Source organism: Streptomyces sp. NPDC058239, assembly GCF_042882185.1.
In the GTDB taxonomy this organism is placed as follows: domain Bacteria; phylum Actinomycetota; class Actinomycetes; order Streptomycetales; family Streptomycetaceae; genus Streptomyces.
Genome location: NZ_JBHVWS010000041.1, coordinates 56,263 through 76,526 on the forward strand (window position 1 = coordinate 56,263; position 20,264 = coordinate 76,526).

Genomic DNA, 20,264 nt, shown 5'->3' on the forward strand with positions numbered 1-20,264 from the left:
GAACCCGCTGCCCAAAACCGCGCGCGTGCGGTGCGAGAGTGCGGCGCCGGTGCAGCGTCCGCCGGTCCGTAGCCACCACGGCGGCAGAGCGGACCGGTGTGAGGCTGAGGCAAGTGACACGAAGACCCCGGCCCCGGGCGGGCTGATGGCAACACAATCCTCAGCCCCAGGACTCCGCAGTGGTCGCCTTCTGCACCACGCCTGTGAACGTGGCCTATCCCCCTGCCACCCCACCTTGTAGCCTCTGATCATATTGTTCACGGAAGACGACGGTTCGGGCACGCCGTCGTCTGTCTCCCACGGTGGGGCGAATGTCTACCAGCGATTCCGACGCACGCGACCTACCGGCGATCGCATCACCCGGCTTGGTCGGACGCGAGCGCGAACTCGCCGCTTTGAGAGCGGCGTTGTCCGATCCACCGGTGGTCGTGCTGATCGAGGGTGAGGCCGGGATCGGTAAGAGCCGACTGGTCCAGGAGCTGCTCGCGGCGCATGCCCCGGCCCGTCAGCGGGTGCTGCTGGCGGCCTGCCCGGCTGTTCGACAGCCTTTTACGCTCGGGCCGGTGGTGGACGCGATCCGACCGGCGACCGAAAATGTCGCCCGGCTCGGCCTGAGCGGGCTGGCGGGGGCGCTCCGGCCGTTGTTCCCCGAGTGGGCATCGGCGTTGCCGCCCACACCCGAACCGGCCGAAGACGCGGCAGCGGCACGACACCGACTGTTCCGGGCCATCGAGGAGATCCTCGAACGGCTCAAGATCGGGTTGCTCGCGGTCGAGGACGTGCACTGGGCAGATGAGGCGACCCTGGAGTTTCTGCTGTTCCTGGCATCACGTCCGCGACAACAGGTCAGTCTGCTTGTGAGCTATCGCCCGGAGGAAATCGCGCCGGACTCTCTGCTGCTGCGGTTGTCGTCGCGGCAACCGGCGGGTGCGGCGCGGCTGCGGCTGTCGTTGGAGCCGTTGGACGTCCCCGGGACTGCCGCGTTGGTGTCCTCGATGCTGGGTGGGGAACGGGTTTCCGACGAGTTCGCGACCATCCTGCACGACCGGACCGACGGGCTTCCACTCGCGGTCGAGGAGTCCGTCCGGCTGATGTGGAACCGCGCAGGCCCGACCCGGCGGGGTGATTCCTGGGTGCGGCAACGACTGAGTGAGATAGACGTACCGCCGACGGTGCGGGACGTCGTACTGGAACGCAGCGCACGGCTCGGCCCGGCGGCGCAGGCGGCGTTGCGCGCGGCCGCCGTACTCGCCGGCCCCGCCCCCGAGGACACCGTCGTTGAGGTGATGGCTCCGGATGGCGATCCGGCGAGCAGGCCGGCAGGCCTGGCGGAGGCGGTGGGTTCGGGGCTGCTGAGGGAAGACCAGCGCGGGCTGGTCTCGTTCCGGCACATGCTGGCGTGCCGCGCGGTGTACGAGGCAATTCCTGTGCCGCAGCGGCGGGCGATGCACCTGCGTGCCGCACACGTCCTCGATGGCGCCACCCCGTCCCCGGTCGCCCAGCTCGCGCGCCACTTCCGGGAGGCCGGCGACACGACGGCATGGTGCCGGTACACGGAACAGTCGGCCGACCTCGCCCTCGCCTCGGGTGACGATGCGACGACGGTCGTCCTGCTGCACGATCTGCTCACCAACGCCGACCTGCCGCCCGCCGACGTGGTGCGGCTGACCAGCAAGGTTCCGTTCTCTCTGCTCAGCGGGCACGAACGCTACCGCGAACTTATGGACGCTCTCCGCCTCGTGCTGGACACCGGTGAGCCGGCGCCGAGCGAGGCGGCGGAGATCCGCTTCCATGTCGCTCGGCTGCTGCAGCAGATGGAGGCCTTCGAGCAATCCCGGATCGAGATGGAACGAGCGCTGCCCGACCTCGGGCACGACCCGGCGAAGGCAGCCCGCGCAATGGTGTTTCTCGGCCTGCCGTACGGGACGACGACGCCGGCGGCCGAACACCTCAGGTGGCTGCGGCGCGTTGCGCAGGTGCCGGTCGCGATGGCGCCGGGGGACCGGCTGAGCATCCGGGTCGGACGGGCGAGCGGGCTGTTGCTGCTCGGTGAGGAGGAGGGGTGGGCGGAGGCGGCGTTGATCGCCGATGACGCATCCACCGCCGCGGAGAGGCAGCAGATCACGATCGGCCAACTCAACGTCGGGCACATGGCGCTGATCTGGGGGAGGTACCCGGAGGCGAGGCGGGTGCTCACGCTGGCCGCAGGGCTGGCCGACACGTATCAGTACCGGAAGCTCCGCAGGCTCGGGCAGGTGACGCTGGCCCATCTGGACTGGCTCACCGGAGACTGGGACGGGCTGGCCGACCGGGCCGGATCGCTGGCCGGTGACGAGGAACTCCTGCAGCCGGTGAGTCGCTTGGCGCCGGCCATGGTCACCGGCTTGCTGTATGCGGCCCGCGGCGCCCAGGACAGAGCGGACGAGTGCCTGCGGCTCGTCCTTGAACAGGCGGACCGACATGGCGGTGCGGAGTATTCCGTCGAACCTGCCGGCGCCCTGGCCAAACTCCGGCTCGGCGCCGGGCGGATCGACGACGTGCTGCGGCTGACCGACGAGCCGATCCGGTTCCTGGAACGCAAAGGTACGTGGATCTGGGCCACCGAAATCGCCCCGGTCCGGGCCGAGGCACTACTCATGGCCGGCCGCCCCGACGAAGCCGGCGACCTGGTCGACGCTTTCGCGGCGGGAGTACGCGATCGCCGCGCACCCGGCCCGCACGCAGCCTTGTCGACCTGCAGGGCGATCCTGGCCCAGCACCAAGGCGATCCCCTCAGTGCCGCCGAACTGTTCGCGCGCGCGGCCGACGCGTGGCAGGGCCTTCCGCGGCCGTACGACGCCCTGCTCAGCCGTGAACGACAGGCCCGCTGTCTGCTACGTGCGGACCAGTCCGATGCGGCTCTCTCCGTCCTCACGGAAACCTTCCAGGGGTTGTCCACCCTCGGCGCTCGTGGCGACGCCGAGCGCGTCATGCGCGCACTGCGTGCATCCGGTGTCGGGGTGAAGCGTCCGTCGTGGCACGGTGGACGGCGAAGCTACGGAGATCAGCTGTCTCCCCGGGAGCTCGACGTGGTCCGGCTGCTCGTCGGAGGCCGGACCAACCGGGAGATCGCCGGTGTCCTCATCCTGTCGCCGAAGACGGTCGCGCGGCACGTGGAGACAGCCATGCGCAAGCTCGAGGTGTCGTCCCGGACGGCGCTGGCCGTGAAGGTCGTCGAAGCCGGCGTCGTCGTCGACAGCCGGGCCGGCGCCCACCGTTAGGCGAGCGCGACAGCAAAGTTGGGTCATCTGCCCAATCGTGCGGTGGCCTGTGCGTGAACAACACTCAGCGGCATGGAACCAACGCCTCCGCCTGTCGCCACTCGTCCCCCCGCGTCCGCGAGCCTTCTGCCGCACGGTCGAATCCGACGAATCGCCTCGACCGGCCCATCCGCCCCGGCTCTCCGGCACAGCTAGGTTCCGGGGCCAACCCCGCAGACTGACCGACCGGTGCCAGGTCACTGCCGCAGCAGCAGGACGCGCCGATCGCCGCCCGGCGCTGCGCCACCGATCGGCCTGAAGCAGCACTGGTTGGCACCAACCACATTCATCGCAGCCACTCGACGCGATGCCGAATCCCCGCAACCGCGCCGTATCCGCGCGCATTCTCCCCTCAGAAAAGGTCTTTGCCGCATGAGACAGTCACTACCGGCTGGGGCATCCAGGTTCCCGGTCCACCTGACCATCCCCATATTCCGGCGCTTGCCACACAGCTCGAATCGGGCACTCACAGCGCTGCTGGCCACGGCCTGCGTGGCCGGGACGCTCGGCATCCCCGCCGTCGCTGCCGCCGAATCGCCGGCCACCCGGGCGACCCAGCCGCAGCAGAACGGCCCGGTCGTCGTCACACACACGCTCACCCTCGTCACGGGCGAGGTCGTGACGCTGGAGCGCCATGCCAACGGCTTGCAGGCGGCGACGGTCGCGCCCGCACCCGACGGCACCCCGGCGGCGTTCTCCTCCATCAAGGTGGGCGACGAGGTCTATGTCATCCCGGACAAGGCACAGCCGTACCTTGCCGCGAACAAGCTCGACCGCGAGCTGTTCAACGTCACCAAGCTGGTCGAGTACGGCTACGACGACGCGCACCGCTCCGCCGTGCCGCTGATGGCGACCTTCGCGGGCTCGCCGGGCAAGGCGGGCAAGTCGCTCAAGCAGGCCGCGCCGGCCGGTTCGGTGAAGGACGACGAACTGCCCAGCGCCAACGCGGTGGCCCTGCGCGCGAACAAGAAGAAGGCGGCGACGTTCTGGGAGGCGGTCGACGACGACAGCGCCGCCGCGACGAAGGCACCGAAGCTCGCCGACGGCATCAAGAAGCTCTGGCTCGACCGGCCGGTGCAGGTGACGCTGGACCAGAGTGTGCCGCAGATCGGCGCGCCGGAGGCGTGGGCGAAGGGCTACGACGGCACCGGCACCAAGGTGGCCGTCCTCGACACCGGTCTCGACCCCAACCACCCTGATCTGGCGGGGCGGGTGAAGCAGACGCAGAACTTCACCGACGACCCCGACGCGGTCGACCACCACGGTCACGGCACGCATGTCGCCTCGACCATCGCCGGCTCGGGTGCCGCGTCGGGCGGCAAGTACAAGGGTGTGGCGCCGGGCGCCGACCTGTACATCGGCAAGGTCCTCAACAGCGCCGGTGAAGGCCCCCAGTCGGGGGTCATCGCCGGCATGGAGTGGGCGGTGGCCCAGGGCGCGGACGTCGTCAGCATGAGCCTCGGCTCGGAGGCCCCCAGTGACGGCACCGACCCGCTCAGCGAGGCCGTCGACCAGCTCACCGCGTCCTCCGGCTCGCTGTTCGTCATCGCGGCCGGCAACACAGGCCCCGGCAAGTCGACCGTGGGCTCGCCGGGTGCCGCCGACGCCGCGCTGACCGTCGGCGCGGTGTCCAAGCAGGACGAACTCGCGGACTTCTCCAGCCGCGGCCCGCTCAAGGACACCTTCGTGGTCAAGCCGGAGATCACCGCACCGGGCGTGGGCATCGTCGCCGCGCGTGCCGCCGGCACCTCGATGGGTACCCCCGTCGACGCCGACTACACCGCGGCCAGCGGCACCTCGATGGCCACCCCGCATGTGTCCGGCGCCGCGGCGATCCTCGCGCAGCGCCATCCGGACTGGACCGCCGGCCGGCTCAAGCAGGTGCTGGTCGGCACGGCCAAGCAGGGCTCGTACACCGCCTACCAGCAGGGCAACGGCCGGGTCGATGTGGCCAAGGCCATCGACGCCCCGTTCTACTCCAGCCCTGCCGTCGTCAGCATGGGCAAGTCGTCGGCCGAGGGCGCGCCGATCACCAAGACGGTCAGTTATGTGAACACCTCCGCGACGGACACCACGCTGTCGCTCGGCCTTGCCTCTTCCGGGGAGACCGGGCCCGCGCCGGAAGGCACGTTCACGCTCGGCGCCACCAGCGTGACGGTCCCGGCGAACTCCACCGCGAGCGTGACGGTGACCTACCACCCCGAGCTCGGCGACCTGGGTGACTACACCGGTGTCATCACCGCCACCGCGACCGATGGCGCCGCGATCCACACCACCGTCGGCGCGACGAAGGGGGCGCCCACCGTCGACCTCACCGTCAACACAATCGACCGGCACGGTGAGCCGGCCAGTGGCGAACTCGCGGTGTTCAACCTGGACACGGGGGCTGTCCAGCAGGTCTTCCCCCAGGGCGGGACCAAGAGGGTCGCCGTGCCGCAGGGACGCTACTCCGTCATGGGTGTCGTCCACACGAGGGACAAGGCCTCGTCCCAGGTCACGGACTACACCCTCGCCGGTGAGCCCGTGGTGGAGCTGAAGGCGGATCGGACGATCACGCTGGATGCCCGGCTGGGCAAGGAGGTCAAGGTCGCGACCCCCAAGGAGTCCGAGGCGACGGGCGGCGCCAAGCTCGGATACCGCCAGCAGTTCCCCGGAAAGCGGGGAATCGACTTCCTGAAGGGCGCGTTCAGCCCGCTCTGGGACCACTCCTACGTGGTGCCCACCAAGCCGGTGAAGCTCGGCTCGTTCGGGTTCCACTTCCAGCAGCGCAGGTACTCGCCGGTGATCCGCGCGACCTATGCGGGGCAGGAACGCACGCTCCCGCTGGAACCCGTGGTGTATGCGGCCCGGCTGTACGGCACCAGCACGCTCCAGGCGGTCGACGCCGGCACAGCGCGGCCGGAGGACCTGACCGGCAAGGATCTCGGTGGCAAGCTCGCAGTCGTCACCCGCGATGCCTCCCGGAAGCCTATTGACCAGATCACCGCGGCCGCCGGCGCCGGCGCGAAGGCAGTGATCATCGTCAACGACCGGCCCGGCCCGTACGCCACCATCGTGCCGCGCGCCACCGGCTCCACCATCCCGGCCTGGTCACTCACTCAGGACGAGGGCGCGGGGCTCCTCGACCGTCTGGCCGACGGCACCACCCGCATCAACCTGAGGGGCATCACCGGCGTTCCCCAGGTGTACAACATCGCGATGATGGTTCCCGGCAGGATTCCGACCGACCCCGTCGACGCGGTCACCGCGACGAACTCGGCCGTGATGAAGTCCCACTACCGCAGCACCCAGGGCACCGTGATCGGCGACGTCGTCTCGCCGATCCGCCCGAACGACGGCCTTGTCACCGACGCCTATGACTCCTTCGACGCGCCGGTGGACCGGGAGGAGTGGTACTCCACCGGCAGCAAGCACCCGATGATGAAGGACATACGGTGGTGGCACAGGGTCTACCCAGACCGCGCCGACAACTCCCGCATGATGAGGGACGAAGTCCGCACCTACCAGCCGGGCGAGCAGCGCAAGGAGACCTGGCTGGGCGCGGCGAACGGCCCGGCCGGACCGCTCGCCGACCATGCGGTCCGCGAGGGTGACAACATCACCCTCACCGTCCCGGAGATGAGTGACAGTCAGGGGCACGCCGGCTTCTTCGAACACGAAGCCGACAAGCGGGCGGTGCGGTTGTACCAGGACGGGAAGCTCCTCAAGGAGGTGCCGCGCCTCTCGCTGACCACGCTGCCGGTCAGCCCGGACCCGGCTACCTACCGCCTCACCCTGGAGACCCAGCGCCCGGCGTGGTTCCCGCTGTCCACGCAGACCAGCACCGCATGGACATTCAAGTCCGCCCGACCGGCGAGCGGCCAGGAGAACCTCGCACTGCTCTGGCCGAAGTACGGCTTCGACCTGGACGCGGAGAACACCGCCCGAGGTGGCAGGACCGACCGTTTCGATCTGGCGTTCGCGCTCCAGACCGGCACCACTCCGGACCTCCGCGGGGTCGAGGTCACGATGTCCACCGACGACGGTGACACCTGGCACCCCGCGAAGGTGAAGAGCAAGAAGGGAGACAGCTATACGGTGACCCTGCGCAACCCGGAATCGGGTTACGTATCGCTGCGCGTCAAGGCATGGGACGCCAACGGCAGCAAGATCGAACAGACCCTGATCAGGGCGTACGCCGTACGCTGACCCTCGCGGCAGACCCTGACTTGTTCGACCGCACCCCTGGCACCTGGCTTGTCCTTGTGCCAGGGGTGCCCCCCTTCGGTCGAACTGAGCGCGCCGGCGCAAATCCGAGCGTCGGTGCGCAGTGACTCCGCACCGTAACTGCCGGCATCGGTCTCTTGCGATCTTTCGGGACAGCGCACAGATCTACGACGCCACCACCAACGCCCCCATCACCACCCCGGCCGGTGAAGGCCTGCTCGTCTCGGGCTTCGTCGACTCAGGCAAGCCGGCCTCCGTCTTCACGCGCTCCGCGACCGCGCTCGACGGGGAACGCAGGATGCTCCTGCGCGAAGCCGCCGAGCGCGTCGCCCAAGACGGCGGCACTCTCCTCCTTGTCGTAAACAGACTCGACGAGGACCAGTCCCTCCTGCCCGGCGGCAACGGCACGAGCATCGCCTCACTGTTGCCAGAGCGGCCCCCGCCGAACCTCCGCGTCCTGGTGACCAGTCGGACCAGCCCCGAACTGCCGGCCGACGTCAGAGACGTGCATCCCCTGCGACATTGCCGGATCGTGAACCTGTCGCCACGGAAGAGGCCCGGCACACCGAGATCGAGGCCCGGTTTGACCTCCAACAGGCGCTGTCCGGGGACCAGTTGCAATGCGACCCAGGGCGCGTATCGGGTTGTGATCAAGAGGTGGCCTGGGTGAGGTCTTTGATCCGGATCATCGAGGCGCGAAGGTGGAGGCCGGCGAGGTAGCTCTCCGGGGTCTTGTCGTACCGGGTGGCGATGCCTCGCCAGGCCTTCAGCTTGTTGATCAGACGCTCGACGGTGTTCCGCTCCTTGTAGAGGCCGGCGTCGTGGCTGACGGGCCGATCGCCCCTGGAGCCCTTGTACGCCCGGATGGCCGCCTGGTCCCTCTTCTCCGGGACGACTGCCTTGGTACCACGTTTCCGCAGGTGGGCGCGGTTACCGCGGGACGAGTGGGCCTTATCCCCGGCGACCGCGTCCGGCCGGGTGCGAGGACGGCCGACAGGTCCCCGGACCCGTATCTTCTTCAGCGCCGGGATGAACTGTGGGCTGTCCGCGGCCTGTCCAGCGGTCAGGACGAACGTCAACGGGCGGCACTTGCGGTCGGCGGCGAGGTGCACCTTGCTGGTCAGGCCGCCCCTCGATCGTCCGAGCAACGCGACTTTCAGCCGGAGCTTGCGATGGCGCCGGACATGTCGCCGTTCCTCTCGTTCCGGACCATCTCCGGTGTCCCGCCCGGCTTGTTCCTCCGGACCGCCCCCCTTTGCCGGGCCTTCTCCTCCTCTGCGGCGGCCTTCTCCACGGCGGCGAGCGTGTCGGAGCCCAGGCGCATCCCAGCAGCGTCGTGGTGGGCCCTGGCAGTGGTGGAGTCCACGCTGACCAGGGACAAGTCCACCTCGCCCCGCTTCGCGGCTTCAGCGATCAGACCCTCCAGCGGGGCCTCGAAGACACTGGCGTCCCTCCACTGCCGGAAGCGGTTGTGGACGGTCGACCAGGCACCGAACTCCTTCGGCATCTCCCTCCACTGCCCTGCCGTCCTGAAGCGCCAGATCACACCCTCGAACTGCTGCCGCAGTCGCCCGGGGTACGGGCCGAACCCGCCGATTGGAAGATACGACTCGATGAACTCCCACTCCACGTCTGTCAGTTGCACTCGCGTCACGCATGACGATCTACCTGATCAGACTCCGCCACGAAGCTGAATCCGGCAGATTGATCACAACCCGATACGCGCCCTAGGTGCGCACGGGGCCCTTTCAGCCAAAGCGCGGGGCAGCCTTCCCCCCAGGAGTGCCGCGGGCCCGCGAAGGCCAGTTCGGCGCTCCGACCGTGAACACGGGTGCCGCCGTCACCACATGAGTCCGCCGACCATACGAAGCCGTCGTTGCCACCGTGCGTTCAACTCCTTGCACATGCAGAGCAATTTCGGCGTCTCTTTGCTTCACATCTTGACGTGCCTGGTTCAGACCTTTAGGTTCACCGATCACCACCGTTCCATGGATGCACTCAACGTTCATATGTCTGGACGGGCCACGATCCTTCCGTCCCGATGCCTGCACCTGCGCGCCACGCCCCCACCGTCGGCCACGCACGAAAGGCTGTGACCCCTCGATGGCCAGACATCTACTTCTGCGCTCCACGCCACTGCGCGGCACCCTCTCGACAGCAGTACTCGCCCTCTCGGCCAGTGCCCTCAGCGTGTCGCCGGCCGCGGCCGCCACCGGCATGATCACCGGTCTCTCGGGCAAGCGCCCCGACGGCACCGACAATTCGACCCCGACGGAGCCAAGGTCGAGTTGTGGGCCTGCAGCCTCGCCGACAGCTGCTCCGGAGTGAGCCGGCAGGACCGGGACTGCATGCGCGTCCTCGCGCAGTAGACCGGCTGACGGACACGTCCGCCCCTCCCACCCTCCACCCCGACCCGTACAGGAGATCCCACCGTGCCCGGATCCAAGAGAGAAACCGGCCGTCGCCGGATACCGAAGCTGCTCACCCTGATCGCCCTCGTGGCCACGACCGGAACCGGTGTCGCGGCCGCCTCGCAGGACACGGCGACCGCGCAGGCCGCCGCGCTACCGACCAGTTGGGCCACTGTGGTCAACGTGGGCAGCGGCAAGTGCGTCGACGCGCGCGCCGCGGGAGCGGTGAACGGCACCGTCGTCCAGCAGTACGCCTGCAACGGCAGCCAGGCCCAGCAGTGGCAGTTCGCCGCCACCTCCGGCGGATTCACCCAGGTCGGCAATCGCACCGACGCCACCAAGGTCTGGGACGTCACCGACGTATCGACGGCGGACAGCGCGCTCGTGCAGCTGTGGACGTACGGCGGCGGAAACAACCAGCAGTGGCAGGCCGTGGCGGAGTCCAGCGGCGCGTATCACTTCGTGAACCGCAACAGCGGCAAGTGCCTCGACGTGCCGAGCGCCTCGACCGCGGACAGCGTGCAGCTCCAGCAGTACACCTGCAACGGCAGCGCGGCCCAGTCCTTCCACGTCAACCCCGCGGATCCCCAACAGCCGCCCGGGACACCGGACCTCGGCCCGAATGTCACCGTTTTCGACCCGTCCACACCCGCTGCCACCATCCAGAGCAGCCTGAACGCGGCCTTCGCCCAGCAGGAGACCAACCAGTTCGGCACCGCCCGCAAGGCCTTCCTCTTCAAGCCGGGCACCTACGACGCCGATGCCAATGTCGGCTTCTACACCCAGGTCGCGGGGCTCGGCCCCTCCCCCGACGACGTCACCATCCGCGGTGCGGTACACACCGAGGCGGACTGGTTCCAGGGCAACGCCACCCAGAACTTCTGGCGGTCGGCGGAGAACCTGTCCGTGACCCCGACCTCCGGCACGGACCGCTGGGCGGTGTCGCAGGCCGCCCCGTACCGCCGGATGCATCTGCGCGGCAACCTCCGGCTGGACGACGGCGGTTGGTCCAGCGGCGGCTACATGGCCGACACGAAGATCGACGGTCAGGTCAACTCGGGTTCGCAGCAGCAGTGGCTGTCGCGCAACACCGAGTGGTCGAGCTGGACCGGCTCCAACTGGAACATGGTCTACGTCGGCGCCAAGAACGCTCCCGCGAACAGCTTCCCGAGCCCGCCGTACACCACCGTCGACCAGACCCCCGTGTCGCGCGAGAAGCCCTTCCTGTACGTCGACGCGTCCGGCGCCTACAAGGTGTTCGTGCCCGGCGTACGCACCAACTCGTCCGGGACCTCGTGGAGTTCGGGCACGCCTGCGGGCACATCCCTGCCCCTATCCGACTTCTTCATCGTCAAGCCGGGCGCGACGGCCGCACAGATGAACGACGCACTCGCCCAGGGCAAGAACCTGCTGGTGACGCCGGGTGTCTACCACCTCGACCAGACGCTCAAGGTGAACAGGGCCGGCACCGTGGTCCTGGGCCTCGGCCTGGCCACACTCATTCCCGACAACGGGATCACCGCCATGACGGTCGCCGACGTGAACGGTGTCCAGCTGGCCGGACTGCTGATCGACGCCGGCACCACGAACTCGTCCCAGCTCCTGGAGATGGGTCCGAGCGGATCGTCGGCCGACCACAGCGCCGACCCCAGTTCCCTGCACGACGTGTTCTTCCGGATCGGCGGCGCGGGCGTCGGCAAGGCCACCACCAGCCTGACCATCAACAGCAACGGCGTCATCGGCGACCACCTGTGGCTGTGGCGCGCCGACCACGGCAGTGGTGTGGGCTGGACCAGCAACACCGGCGCCACGGGGCTCGTCGTCAACGGCAACAACGTGACGATGTACGGCTTGTTCGTCGAGCACTACCAGAAGCACCAGACCATCTGGAACGGCAACGGCGGCCGCACGTACTTCTACCAGAACGAGATGCCGTACGACCCGCCCAACCAGGCCTCCTGGATGAATGGTTCGACGCAGGGCTACGCCGCCTACAAGGTCGCGGACTCCGTAACGAGTCATCAGGTGTACGGGTTCGGCAGCTACTGCTACTTCAACGTCAATCCGAGCGTGACCGCCGAGCACGCCATCGAGGCGCCCATCAACGCGAATGTGCGTTTCAAGGACATGGTGACGGTCTCGCTGGGCGGCACCGGGACGATCCGGCACGTCATCAACGACCGGGGCGGCCCGTCCAACTCCACCACCAGCGTCGCCAACCTCGTCAGCTACCCCTGACGCTCAAGGAAGGATCGCCGATGGACATCAGCACGGACATCAGCAGATCCGGTCCGGCGCGTGCGACCCTGTGGGTCCTCGTCCTGCTGGCGACGCTGCTCGGCCTGGCGGCACCGCCCGACGCCCGGGCGAGCACGGCGGCAACGCCGTTCAAGGTGCTCGCCCTCTACAACGGCACCTGGGACGCCGCGCACATCAGCTTCGTCCACGAGGCCAACGACTGGTTCCCCGAACAGGCCACCCAGAACGGCTTCACCTACACGGCCAGCAACAACTGGGACCTGCTCAGCAACGGTGGCGTGAACGCCTACCAAGTCGTCCTGTTCCTCGACGACCTACCGCAGACCGCCGCCCAGCGGTCGGGCTTCGAGCAGTACATGCGCGGTGGCGGAGCCTGGATGGGCTTCCACGTCTCCGCCTTCACGACGGACGCACAGTCCTGGCCCTGGTACCACAACCAGTTCCTCGGAAGCGGCACCCTCAAGTCCAACACCTGGGGTCCGACCACGGCCGTCCTGAAGGTCGAGGACCGCACTCACCCGTCCACCACGAGCCTGCCCGCGACCTTCACCTCGTCGGTCAGCGAGTGGTACAGCTGGTCCAACGACCTGCGGCAGAATCCGGACATCAAAATTCTCGCCTCGATAGACCCCAGCAGCTTCCCGCTGGGAACGGACCCCAACCAGACCTGGTACAGCGGCTATTACCCGATCCTGTGGACCAATACGAAGTACAAGATGCTGTACGCGAACTTCGGTCACAACGCGATGGACTACGCATCCAACACCGCGCTGTCGTCGACGTTCGCCAGTGAGACACAGAACCGGTTCCTGCTCGACGGGCTGAAGTGGCTGGCCGGGGCCGGAGGCACCGTGCCACCGGCGGACCCGATCTCCGAGACCGCCTGGTACTCGCTGACGAACACCGCCAACGGCACCTGTGTGGACGCCCGTTCCGCCGCCACGGCGAACGGGACGGCGATCCAGCAGTACTCCTGCAACGGGACCCTGGCCCAGCAGTTCCAGTTCCGCTCGACGGACAGCGGATTCACCCGGATCACCATTCGCGGGAACCCGCAACAGGTCATCGATGTGACCGACCGCTCGACCGCCGACAACGCACCACTCCAACTGTGGAGTTACGCGGGCGGGCAGAACCAGCAGTGGCAGCCCGTGAAGGAGAGCAGCGGGCGTTACCACTTCACCGCCCGGCACAGCGGCCAGTGCCTGAGATCCGCGAGCTCCTCGGCGAACGGCGTCCAACTCACCCAGCGACCCTGCGACGGCTCCTCCGCACAGAGCTTCACGCTCACAGCCCAGCCCTGACCGCTCCATCTGCCGGTGCCCCTCGCCGCCGATCCGAGGCGAGGGGCACCGGGCCGCTCTCAGGACGGGGAAGCGCAGGGGGCGGCCGGCATCCTCCGGGGGGGGCGCCTGCGGGCTGTTCCGGCCGCTCATGTCGACGAACAGCCCTTCTCGCATCCGGGCCAGGAGCTGACACCCGCAAGTCAGCGCACCCGTCCTCAACGTTTCAGCGCCACCGGCGGCAGTTCGGGGGCGGCCGGTCGCCGTCGTAGCCCTTCACCTCACCGAAGAGGGAGCTCTCCATCCAGCCCCTCCGAGCCTCCTCGACTGCCTCACTACGACCGCGGCACCGGCAGCTGGAGCCTGCAGTACGACTCCACCGCCGGCGCCTACAAGCAGTCCCCTTCGGTGGCCAAGACCGGCACCGATACCTGGAAGACGGCGACCTTCACCCTGGACGACGCGGCCTTCCACAACGGTGAGAACGCCGGCAGCGACTTCCGGGTCACCAACAGCGGGGACACCGGCACACTCGGCCGGGTCCAGGTGACCGTCAGCGGCGGCAACGTCCTGGCTCTGCACCTGTGCCCGGACGGCAGCTGACCGCAGCCGGCGGTCACCAACCGACGGCCCCCTGGGTGCTGGACAGCACGACCGTCCGGCGCCCAGGGGCCGTCCGGCGCGGTGCGCTCACACCGCTGTGAGCTGTGGCGATACGTCGAATAGTCGGCCCGGCCGGTGACGCGGCCGCCACCACGCCCAGCCTCAACGGGCCGGGCCCAGGGCACGCCTCCCCTCAGCCGGCGTCGGCTCGGTGAGCGCACGCGGCCCCGGCATCCCGGAGCACACCAGCGCACTCAGCAGTCCCAAGGACGCCTCCTCCAGGCTCCCGAGAACCGTGCGCCGGTCCCTCGGTTCGATGGGTGCGACGGACGGGACCGCGAGGACATGGCAGCCAGCCGCCTCCGCCGAGGCGACGCCCGTGGGAGTGTCTTCCACGGCCACACAGGCGCCCGGGGACACACCCAGGGCTCGGCAGGCGGCGAGGTACGGGTCGGGGTCGGGTTTCGTGCGAAGCGTGTCGTCGGCGGTCACCGTGGTGGTGAACCGGCCCGCGCCCAATGCCTCCAGGGCCTTCACGACGGTATCGGCGACGTGCCGCGGCGAGGCCGTGACGAGAGCGGTGGGAACGCCCTCGCTGCGCAGTGCCACGAGCAGCTCGACCGCGCCGGGGCGCGGCACGACGTCGGCGCTCACCCGGGCCGCGAATTCCCTGTGGAGCTCGGCGGCGACCGCGTCGACCGGCGCGCCGGCGGCCAGGCTCAGTACCTTCGCCGTGTGCTCCACGGGGCGGCCCAGCACATCGGGCTGGTCGGCCTCAGTGAGTGCGTACCCCAACCCGGCAGCCACCTCGTCGACGGCCCACCACCACAACTGCTCGGTGTCCACGAGGGTACCGTCCATGTCGAACAGCACGGCCTCCAGCAGCGATGGCTGGACGGGCGTGGTGCGAGGGTGCTTCACAGAGGTCTCTTTCAGCGGGTTGACGTAGGGCGGGTGCTGACGTGCTGCAGGGCAGTACGCCTGCAGACGTCCTGCGGGCGGTCGGATGCGGCGGCGCCGGGGTCAGTGGCGCCGCGCCGCGACCAGCACGGGCCGGTCCGGGAGCATCACGGTCACAGCGGTGCCCGCGGCGAGTACCGCCGCCTCGTGCGTCCGCAGGTCGGCCTTGACCTCGGTGCCGTCGGCGAGGCGGACGGTGACGCGGGTGACGGCGCCGAGGAAGGCGGTGGCGACGACCCTGGCATCGCCCATGTCGTCCGCGGCGAGCCGGACGGCTTCGGGTCGTACGAGAACGTCCACGTCGTCGCTCTCGCCCGGGTCGCCGTCCACGGGCAGCCGTCGTCCCAGGACCGCCACCGTCGTGCGCTCGGCGTCGAGGACGCCCGGGATCCGGCTCATGGTGCCGACGAACTCGGCGACGAACGCGGTGGCGGGCCGTGCGTACAGCTCGGCGGGGGCCGCGCACTGCTCCAGCCGCCCCGCGCGCATCACGGCCACGCGGTCGGCCATCGAGAGTGCCTCTTCCTGATCGTGCGTCACAAAGAGTGTGGTGATGGCGAGTTCCTGCTGCAGGCGGCGGATCTCCTCGCGGAGCGTCAGCCGTACCTTGGCGTCGAGCGCGGACAGCGGTTCGTCGAGCAGCAGGACCCGCGGGCGCAGCGCCAGCGCGCGGGCGAGCGCGATGCGCTGCTGCTGCCCGCCGGAAAGCTGGTGCGGGAAGCGTTCACCTGTGTCCCCGAGGCCTACCAGTTCCAGCAGCTCGGCGGCGCGGGCGCGCCGCTCGGCCGTACGGACCTTGCGCATACGCATCCCGAACGCGACGTTGTCGAGCGCGCTGAGGTGCGGGAAGAGGCTGTACGACTGGAAGACCATCCCGGCGTCGCGGCGGTGGGCCGGCACCCGGGTCATGTCCTCGCCGTCGACGAGTACCTCGCCGGAGTCCAGGTGCTCGAACCCGGCGAGCACGCGCAGTGCGGTGGTCTTGCCGCAGCCGGACGGGCCGAGCAGGGCCAGGAGTTCCCCGGGCCGCGCGGTCAGGTCGAGGCCGTCGAGGGCGACGGTCGCGCCGAACTTGCGGCGCATACCGCTAAATTCGACGGTTGCGGCGCCGGTCGTGGCGGCCTTCTCCAGCGTGGTGATCGTCATGGTGGGGGTCATCCCTGGGAGGCGGTACGGGAGGGGGCGCGGCGGCCGCCGAGGGTGGCGACCGCCAGGAGGAGTGCCCAGGTCAGGAACAGGCTGAGTACGGACACGGCGACGGACATCTGGGCCTGGGAGCCGCCGATGCTGTAGATCCACACGGCGAACGGCTGGAAGCCGAGGAGCTGGGCGACCGTGAACTCCCCCAGCACGAGTGCCAGCGTGAGGAACGCCGCGTTCAGCAGCGCGCCGCGGAGGTTCGGCAGCACGGCGCGGACGAGGGCCTGCGGCCAGCCCGCGCCGCAGCTGCGGGCGGCCTCGACGAGCGTGCGCACGTCGACGGCGCGCAGCCCCGCGTCGAGGGCACGGTGGACGAACGGCAGAGCCATCACGACGTAGGCGAGGACGAGCACGATCGGGAAGTCCGGGTTCTGGAGCGCGACGAACGTCTGGAAGAGCGGCGTCGTCGCGAGGTACTCGGGACCCCACTTGAGGACCGTTCCGATCCCGGCGACGAACGCGATCGGCGGGACGATCAGCGGCAGCGAGCAGATGACCTCGACCACGGGCCGCAGCCGGGGTGCGCCGAGCCGCAACGCGACCATGGCGGGCACCATCAGCAGCAGAACGACGGCGATCGTGGCGGCGGCCAGTTCGAGGGAGAGCACCAGGCTGGGCAGGAAGCCGTCGGTGCCGAGGATCTGCGCGTACGCGTCGACGTTCAGACCCTGACCCGGCACGTCGACCGTGAAGATCACGGAGGCTGCCAGCGGTACCAGGAAGTAGAGCCCGGCGACGGCGAGGACCGCGGCCCGCCCGGGGCGGAAGGTGGTGTTCAGGCGAGCCATCGCGCGCTCCGTCGTTGCAGGGGCAGGTACACGGCCATCACCAGGCCCGCGACGAGGACCATGTCGAGGCTGAGTGCCAGAGCCACGTTCTCCTGGCCGACCAGGACGTTGCCGGAGATGGCGTCGGCAATCTGCAGGGTGACCAGCGGCACCGAGCTACCGACCATCGCGGCCGCAGTGGCGTAGGCGGCGAACGCGCTGCCGAACAGCAGCACCAGGCCACCGAGCAACGACGGCGCGAGAACCGGGAGGGCGACGTGCCGCCAGTACTGGGCATGTGTGGCGCCGTTGTTCCGGGCGGCCTCGCGCCACTGGGAGCGCAGCCCGTCGAGGGCGGGCGTGATGGTGAGGACCATCAGCGGGATCAGGAAATACAGGTACGTAAGGGTCAGGCCCCAGAAGCTGTACAGGGTCCAGCCCGCGTCGGCGAGGCCCAGGTGCGTTGTGAGGACACCGGAGTTGCCGAGCGTCGCGACGAAGGCGAAGGCGAGCGGGACACCGCCGAAGTTCGCGAGCACCCCGGAGGCGGTGAGTACGGCCTCGCGCAGTGCGCGGAAGCGGGAGACCACCACGGCCTGGGCGAGCAACAGCCCGAGGAGCATGGCGATGGCCGCCGAGACGGCGGACAGCTTGACGCTGCCCAGGAGCGCTGTCAGATAGGCGCCGTGCAGCGACGCGGTCAGATTGGCGGTGGTGTAGGACGTGGCGCCGGTGGCCGGGTCCTTGACGGTGAAGGCGCCGTTCAGCATGGCCAGGGCCGGGACACCGAAGGCGATCGCCACGAAGACGAGCAACGGAACGACGGCGAGCCACCCGGCGCTCCGGCGCCGCCGCCCCGAGGCAGCGGCGCCGGGCGCAGCGACGACGGGGGGCGGCGCGGAAGTGACAGTCATGCCGGAGGTCATCCCGAGACGGCCTTGCCCCAGCCCTGGGCGATGACGCCCTTGGCCTTGTTCTGCTGGGCCTCGGTCGGGAACGTGACCTCGCCGGAGACCTCGGGCAGCTTGGCGGCCGCGTCCTTGTCGAGCGTCCCCGCCTTGTCCATGGCCGGCATCAGCGCCGGGCGGGCGTAGCCCTTGAGCCAGAGGTTCTGGCCCTCGACGCTGTACAGGTACTCCTGCCAGAGGCGGGCGGCGGCGGGGTGCGGCGCGTCCTTGGTGATGGCCTGCGAGTAGTACTGCGCGTACCGGCCGTCGGACGGGACGGAGACCTTCCAGTCGACGCCCTTGCTCTTGAACTCGTCGGCATAGCCGGCGTTGAGGTAGTCCCAGTCGATACTGATGGGCGTCTCGCCCTTCTCGACGGTCGCCGGGGTCGACTCGACCGGCGTGTAGTTCCCGTTCTTCTTCAGCTCGGCGAAGAAGTCCAGTCCCGGCTGGACATCGTCGAGGGAACCGCCGTTCGCCAGGGCCGCCGCGTAGACGCCGCCGAACGCGGAGCCGGACTTGGTCGGGTTGCCGTTGAGCGCGATCTGGCCCTTGTACTCGGGCTTGAGGAGGTCCTTGAAGGTGGTGGGGCAGTGCTTGACGCGCTTGGCGTCGCAGCCGATGGAGACGTAGCCGCCGTAGTCGTTGTACCAGCGTGCCTGCGGGTCCTTCTGCGCGGCCGGGATGTCGTCGTACGAGGCGACCTTGTACGACGCGAACAGTCCCTGCTGGGCCCCGCTCAGGGCGAACGAGCTGCCCAGGTCCAGCACGTCGGGGGCACGGTTCTGGCCCTTGCGCGAGGTGACCGCGTTGATCTCGTCCTGGCTGCTGCCGTCGGGGTTCTCGACCTCGATCTTGATGCCGTACTTCTTGGTGAAGCCGTCGATCAGCGCGCCGTAGTTGGCCCAGTCGCGGGGCAGAGCCATGGCGTGCAGCGTGCCCTCCTTCTTCGCCGCGGCGACGAGGGCGTCCATGCCGCCGAAGTCCGTCGCGGAGGTGGCGGTGGCGGCCTTCTTGCCGTCCGGGGTGGTGGCGGACTGGCTGGTGGCTGCGCCACAGGCGCTGAGGCCGAGTGCGGCGACAGCGAGGCCGCCGGTGAGAACGGCGATCCTGGACAGGGGCAACGTCACGATCTCTCCTGGTGTGGCGCCCCGGGCGGAGATTCCCGCCGGGGCTCGACAGAACTTGTTTGAACAAGTTGACCTCAGTAGGCACGTCCTCCATGACGCCCCGGTGAACAGAGGGGCAACTGCGACCCCCACTCTTCTGGACACTCGCCGAATGCCCTCCAGGAGAACGGCCCCCTTCCTGTTCTCGTCTACGCTGGTTCACCTGCACACTGCGCACAGCACGAGAGGGGACCATGGCAGCCCGACACGAGGAGATCGCCGAGGAGTTGCGCCGGGCGATCGATCGCGAGGAGTACGCGGTGGGCAGTCGACTGCTCCCGGAGACAGAACTCGCTGCACACTACGGCGTCTCGCGCGGCACCGTCCGCCAGGCCGTCGCCGCCCTGACGTCGGAGGGTCTGATCGGGTCCCGGCAGGGCGCGCGGCGCGTGGTGCTCGCCAGCCGCCGCAATCAGAGCTTCGCCGAGCTGCGCAGCTTCGCCCAGTGGGCGGGCGCGATGGGCCGTACGGCGACGGGCCGGGTGGTGTCCTCGCAGTACCGCCCCACGACCGCCCAGGACGCGGTACGCCTCCAGATGCCGGTCGGCGTGCCGGTGCTCCACGTCCTGCGGCTGCGTGGCCTGGACGGCGAACCGGTGCTGCTGGAACGGACGGTGTACGCGGACTGGATCGCCCCGGCTGTGGAGCGCATCGAGGCGGACTGTCCATCGGTGACGCAACGGCTGTTCGAGGACTCGGGGTTGGTCTTCGCGTACGGTGAGCATCTGATCGACGCGGTGGCGGCGGGAGCGCAGGACGCCGAACTGCTGGGCGTGCGCCGGACGAGTCCGCTGCTGCGGGTGCGCCGGGTCACGACCACCCGCGAGGGCCGCCCCGTCGAGTGGTCCGACGACCGGTACTGCTCCGACGCGGTGAGCTTCAGCGTCCACAACTCGATAGGCAACAACGCACTGGCCCGTCGGACCGGCCCGGGCGCGACGCCGGCGAGTCCGGCGAAGACAGTCGGGGGCCGCCGGCCCGGGGTCGCACCGGATCCCGGCCTCCGGGCCCAGGCATGACCGTGACGTCCCGCCCGCCCTGCGACGCCTGGCACGCGCACGCGCTACCGCACTCGCGCGCCGATTCGCCCCGTAGAAGCCACCGGTAGGCGCTGGCACCCAACCCATCCGCCGGCACGTGGACCGGCTCGCCGCCGAGGG

10 protein-coding genes, 1 tRNA gene and 2 pseudogenes are annotated in these 20,264 nt (G+C 69.4%); 6 read left to right on the forward strand and 7 right to left on the reverse strand.

What is annotated here, in order from left to right; genetic code table 11:
• The first annotated feature begins 311 nt into the window (after window positions 1–311).
• Both ACFVYE_RS33250 and ACFVYE_RS33255 read left to right on the forward strand, forming a co-directional pair.
• Window positions 312–3,260, forward strand: a complete 2,949-nt coding sequence (locus ACFVYE_RS33250) for an AAA family ATPase (RefSeq protein ID WP_389608036.1) — start codon at window positions 312–314, stop codon at window positions 3,258–3,260.
• Window positions 3,261–3,740: 480 nt separating this feature from the next.
• A complete protein-coding gene (locus tag ACFVYE_RS33255) occupies window positions 3,741–7,487 on the forward strand; it encodes a S8 family serine peptidase (RefSeq protein ID WP_389608037.1) in 3,747 nt (1,248 codons plus the stop codon).
• A gap of 668 nt (window positions 7,488–8,155) precedes the next feature.
• On the opposite strand, the pseudogene ACFVYE_RS33260 reads toward ACFVYE_RS33255, so the two are convergent.
• Window positions 8,156–9,159, reverse strand: a pseudogene (locus ACFVYE_RS33260) (IS5 family transposase).
• Window positions 9,160–10,004: 845 nt separating this feature from the next.
• Window positions 10,005–10,096, reverse strand: a tRNA-OTHER gene (locus tag ACFVYE_RS33265).
• Window positions 10,097–10,099: 3 nt separating this feature from the next.
• On the opposite strand from ACFVYE_RS33265, the gene ACFVYE_RS33270 reads away from it, so the two are divergent.
• From ACFVYE_RS33270 to ACFVYE_RS33280, 3 genes are all read left to right on the forward strand, one after another.
• Window positions 10,100–12,154 carry an RICIN domain-containing protein gene (locus tag ACFVYE_RS33270; protein WP_389608038.1) on the forward strand — a complete coding sequence of 685 codons (2,055 nt, stop codon included), beginning with the start codon at window positions 10,100–10,102 and terminating at the stop codon, window positions 12,152–12,154.
• Between the two features lie 20 nt (window positions 12,155–12,174).
• Window positions 12,175–13,479: a ThuA domain-containing protein gene (locus ACFVYE_RS33275; protein ID WP_389608039.1), complete on the forward strand. Its 1,305-nt coding sequence runs from the start codon at window positions 12,175–12,177 to the stop codon at window positions 13,477–13,479.
• Window positions 13,480–13,866: 387 nt separating this feature from the next.
• The gene (locus ACFVYE_RS33280; protein ID WP_383966874.1) at window positions 13,867–14,061 is read left to right on the forward strand and encodes a hypothetical protein; all 195 of its coding nucleotides are present in this window, start codon (window positions 13,867–13,869) and stop codon (window positions 14,059–14,061) included.
• A gap of 243 nt (window positions 14,062–14,304) precedes the next feature.
• Here the strand turns inward: ACFVYE_RS33280 and ACFVYE_RS33285 are convergent.
• From ACFVYE_RS33285 to ACFVYE_RS33305, 5 genes and pseudogenes are all read right to left on the reverse strand, one after another.
• Window positions 14,305–14,982 (reverse strand): annotated as a pseudogene (locus tag ACFVYE_RS33285) (HAD family hydrolase); the annotation flags it as partial.
• Window positions 14,983–15,084: 102 nt separating this feature from the next.
• Window positions 15,085–16,167 carry an ABC transporter ATP-binding protein gene (locus tag ACFVYE_RS33290; protein WP_389608040.1) on the reverse strand — a complete coding sequence of 361 codons (1,083 nt, stop codon included), beginning with the start codon at window positions 16,165–16,167 and terminating at the stop codon, window positions 15,085–15,087.
• An 8-nt stretch (window positions 16,168–16,175) separates the two neighbouring features.
• Window positions 16,176–17,009, reverse strand: coding sequence for an ABC transporter permease subunit (locus ACFVYE_RS33295; protein WP_313935319.1), 834 nt, complete (start codon window positions 17,007–17,009; stop codon window positions 16,176–16,178).
• Window positions 16,997–17,902, reverse strand: a complete 906-nt coding sequence (locus tag ACFVYE_RS33300) for an ABC transporter permease subunit (RefSeq protein ID WP_326743579.1) — start codon at window positions 17,900–17,902, stop codon at window positions 16,997–16,999. The genes ACFVYE_RS33295 and ACFVYE_RS33300 overlap by 13 nt, the downstream gene beginning before the upstream one ends.
• Before the next feature lie 8 nt (window positions 17,903–17,910).
• The gene (locus tag ACFVYE_RS33305) at window positions 17,911–19,065 is read right to left on the reverse strand and encodes an ABC transporter substrate-binding protein (RefSeq protein WP_383975575.1); all 1,155 of its coding nucleotides are present in this window, start codon (window positions 19,063–19,065) and stop codon (window positions 17,911–17,913) included.
• 233 nt (window positions 19,066–19,298) lie between these two features.
• Here ACFVYE_RS33305 and ACFVYE_RS33310 point away from each other — a divergent pair, with 233 nt between their 5' ends.
• Window positions 19,299–20,123, forward strand: coding sequence for a GntR family transcriptional regulator (locus tag ACFVYE_RS33310; protein WP_383975578.1), 825 nt, complete (start codon window positions 19,299–19,301; stop codon window positions 20,121–20,123).
• Window positions 20,124–20,264: the final 141 nt, after the last annotated feature.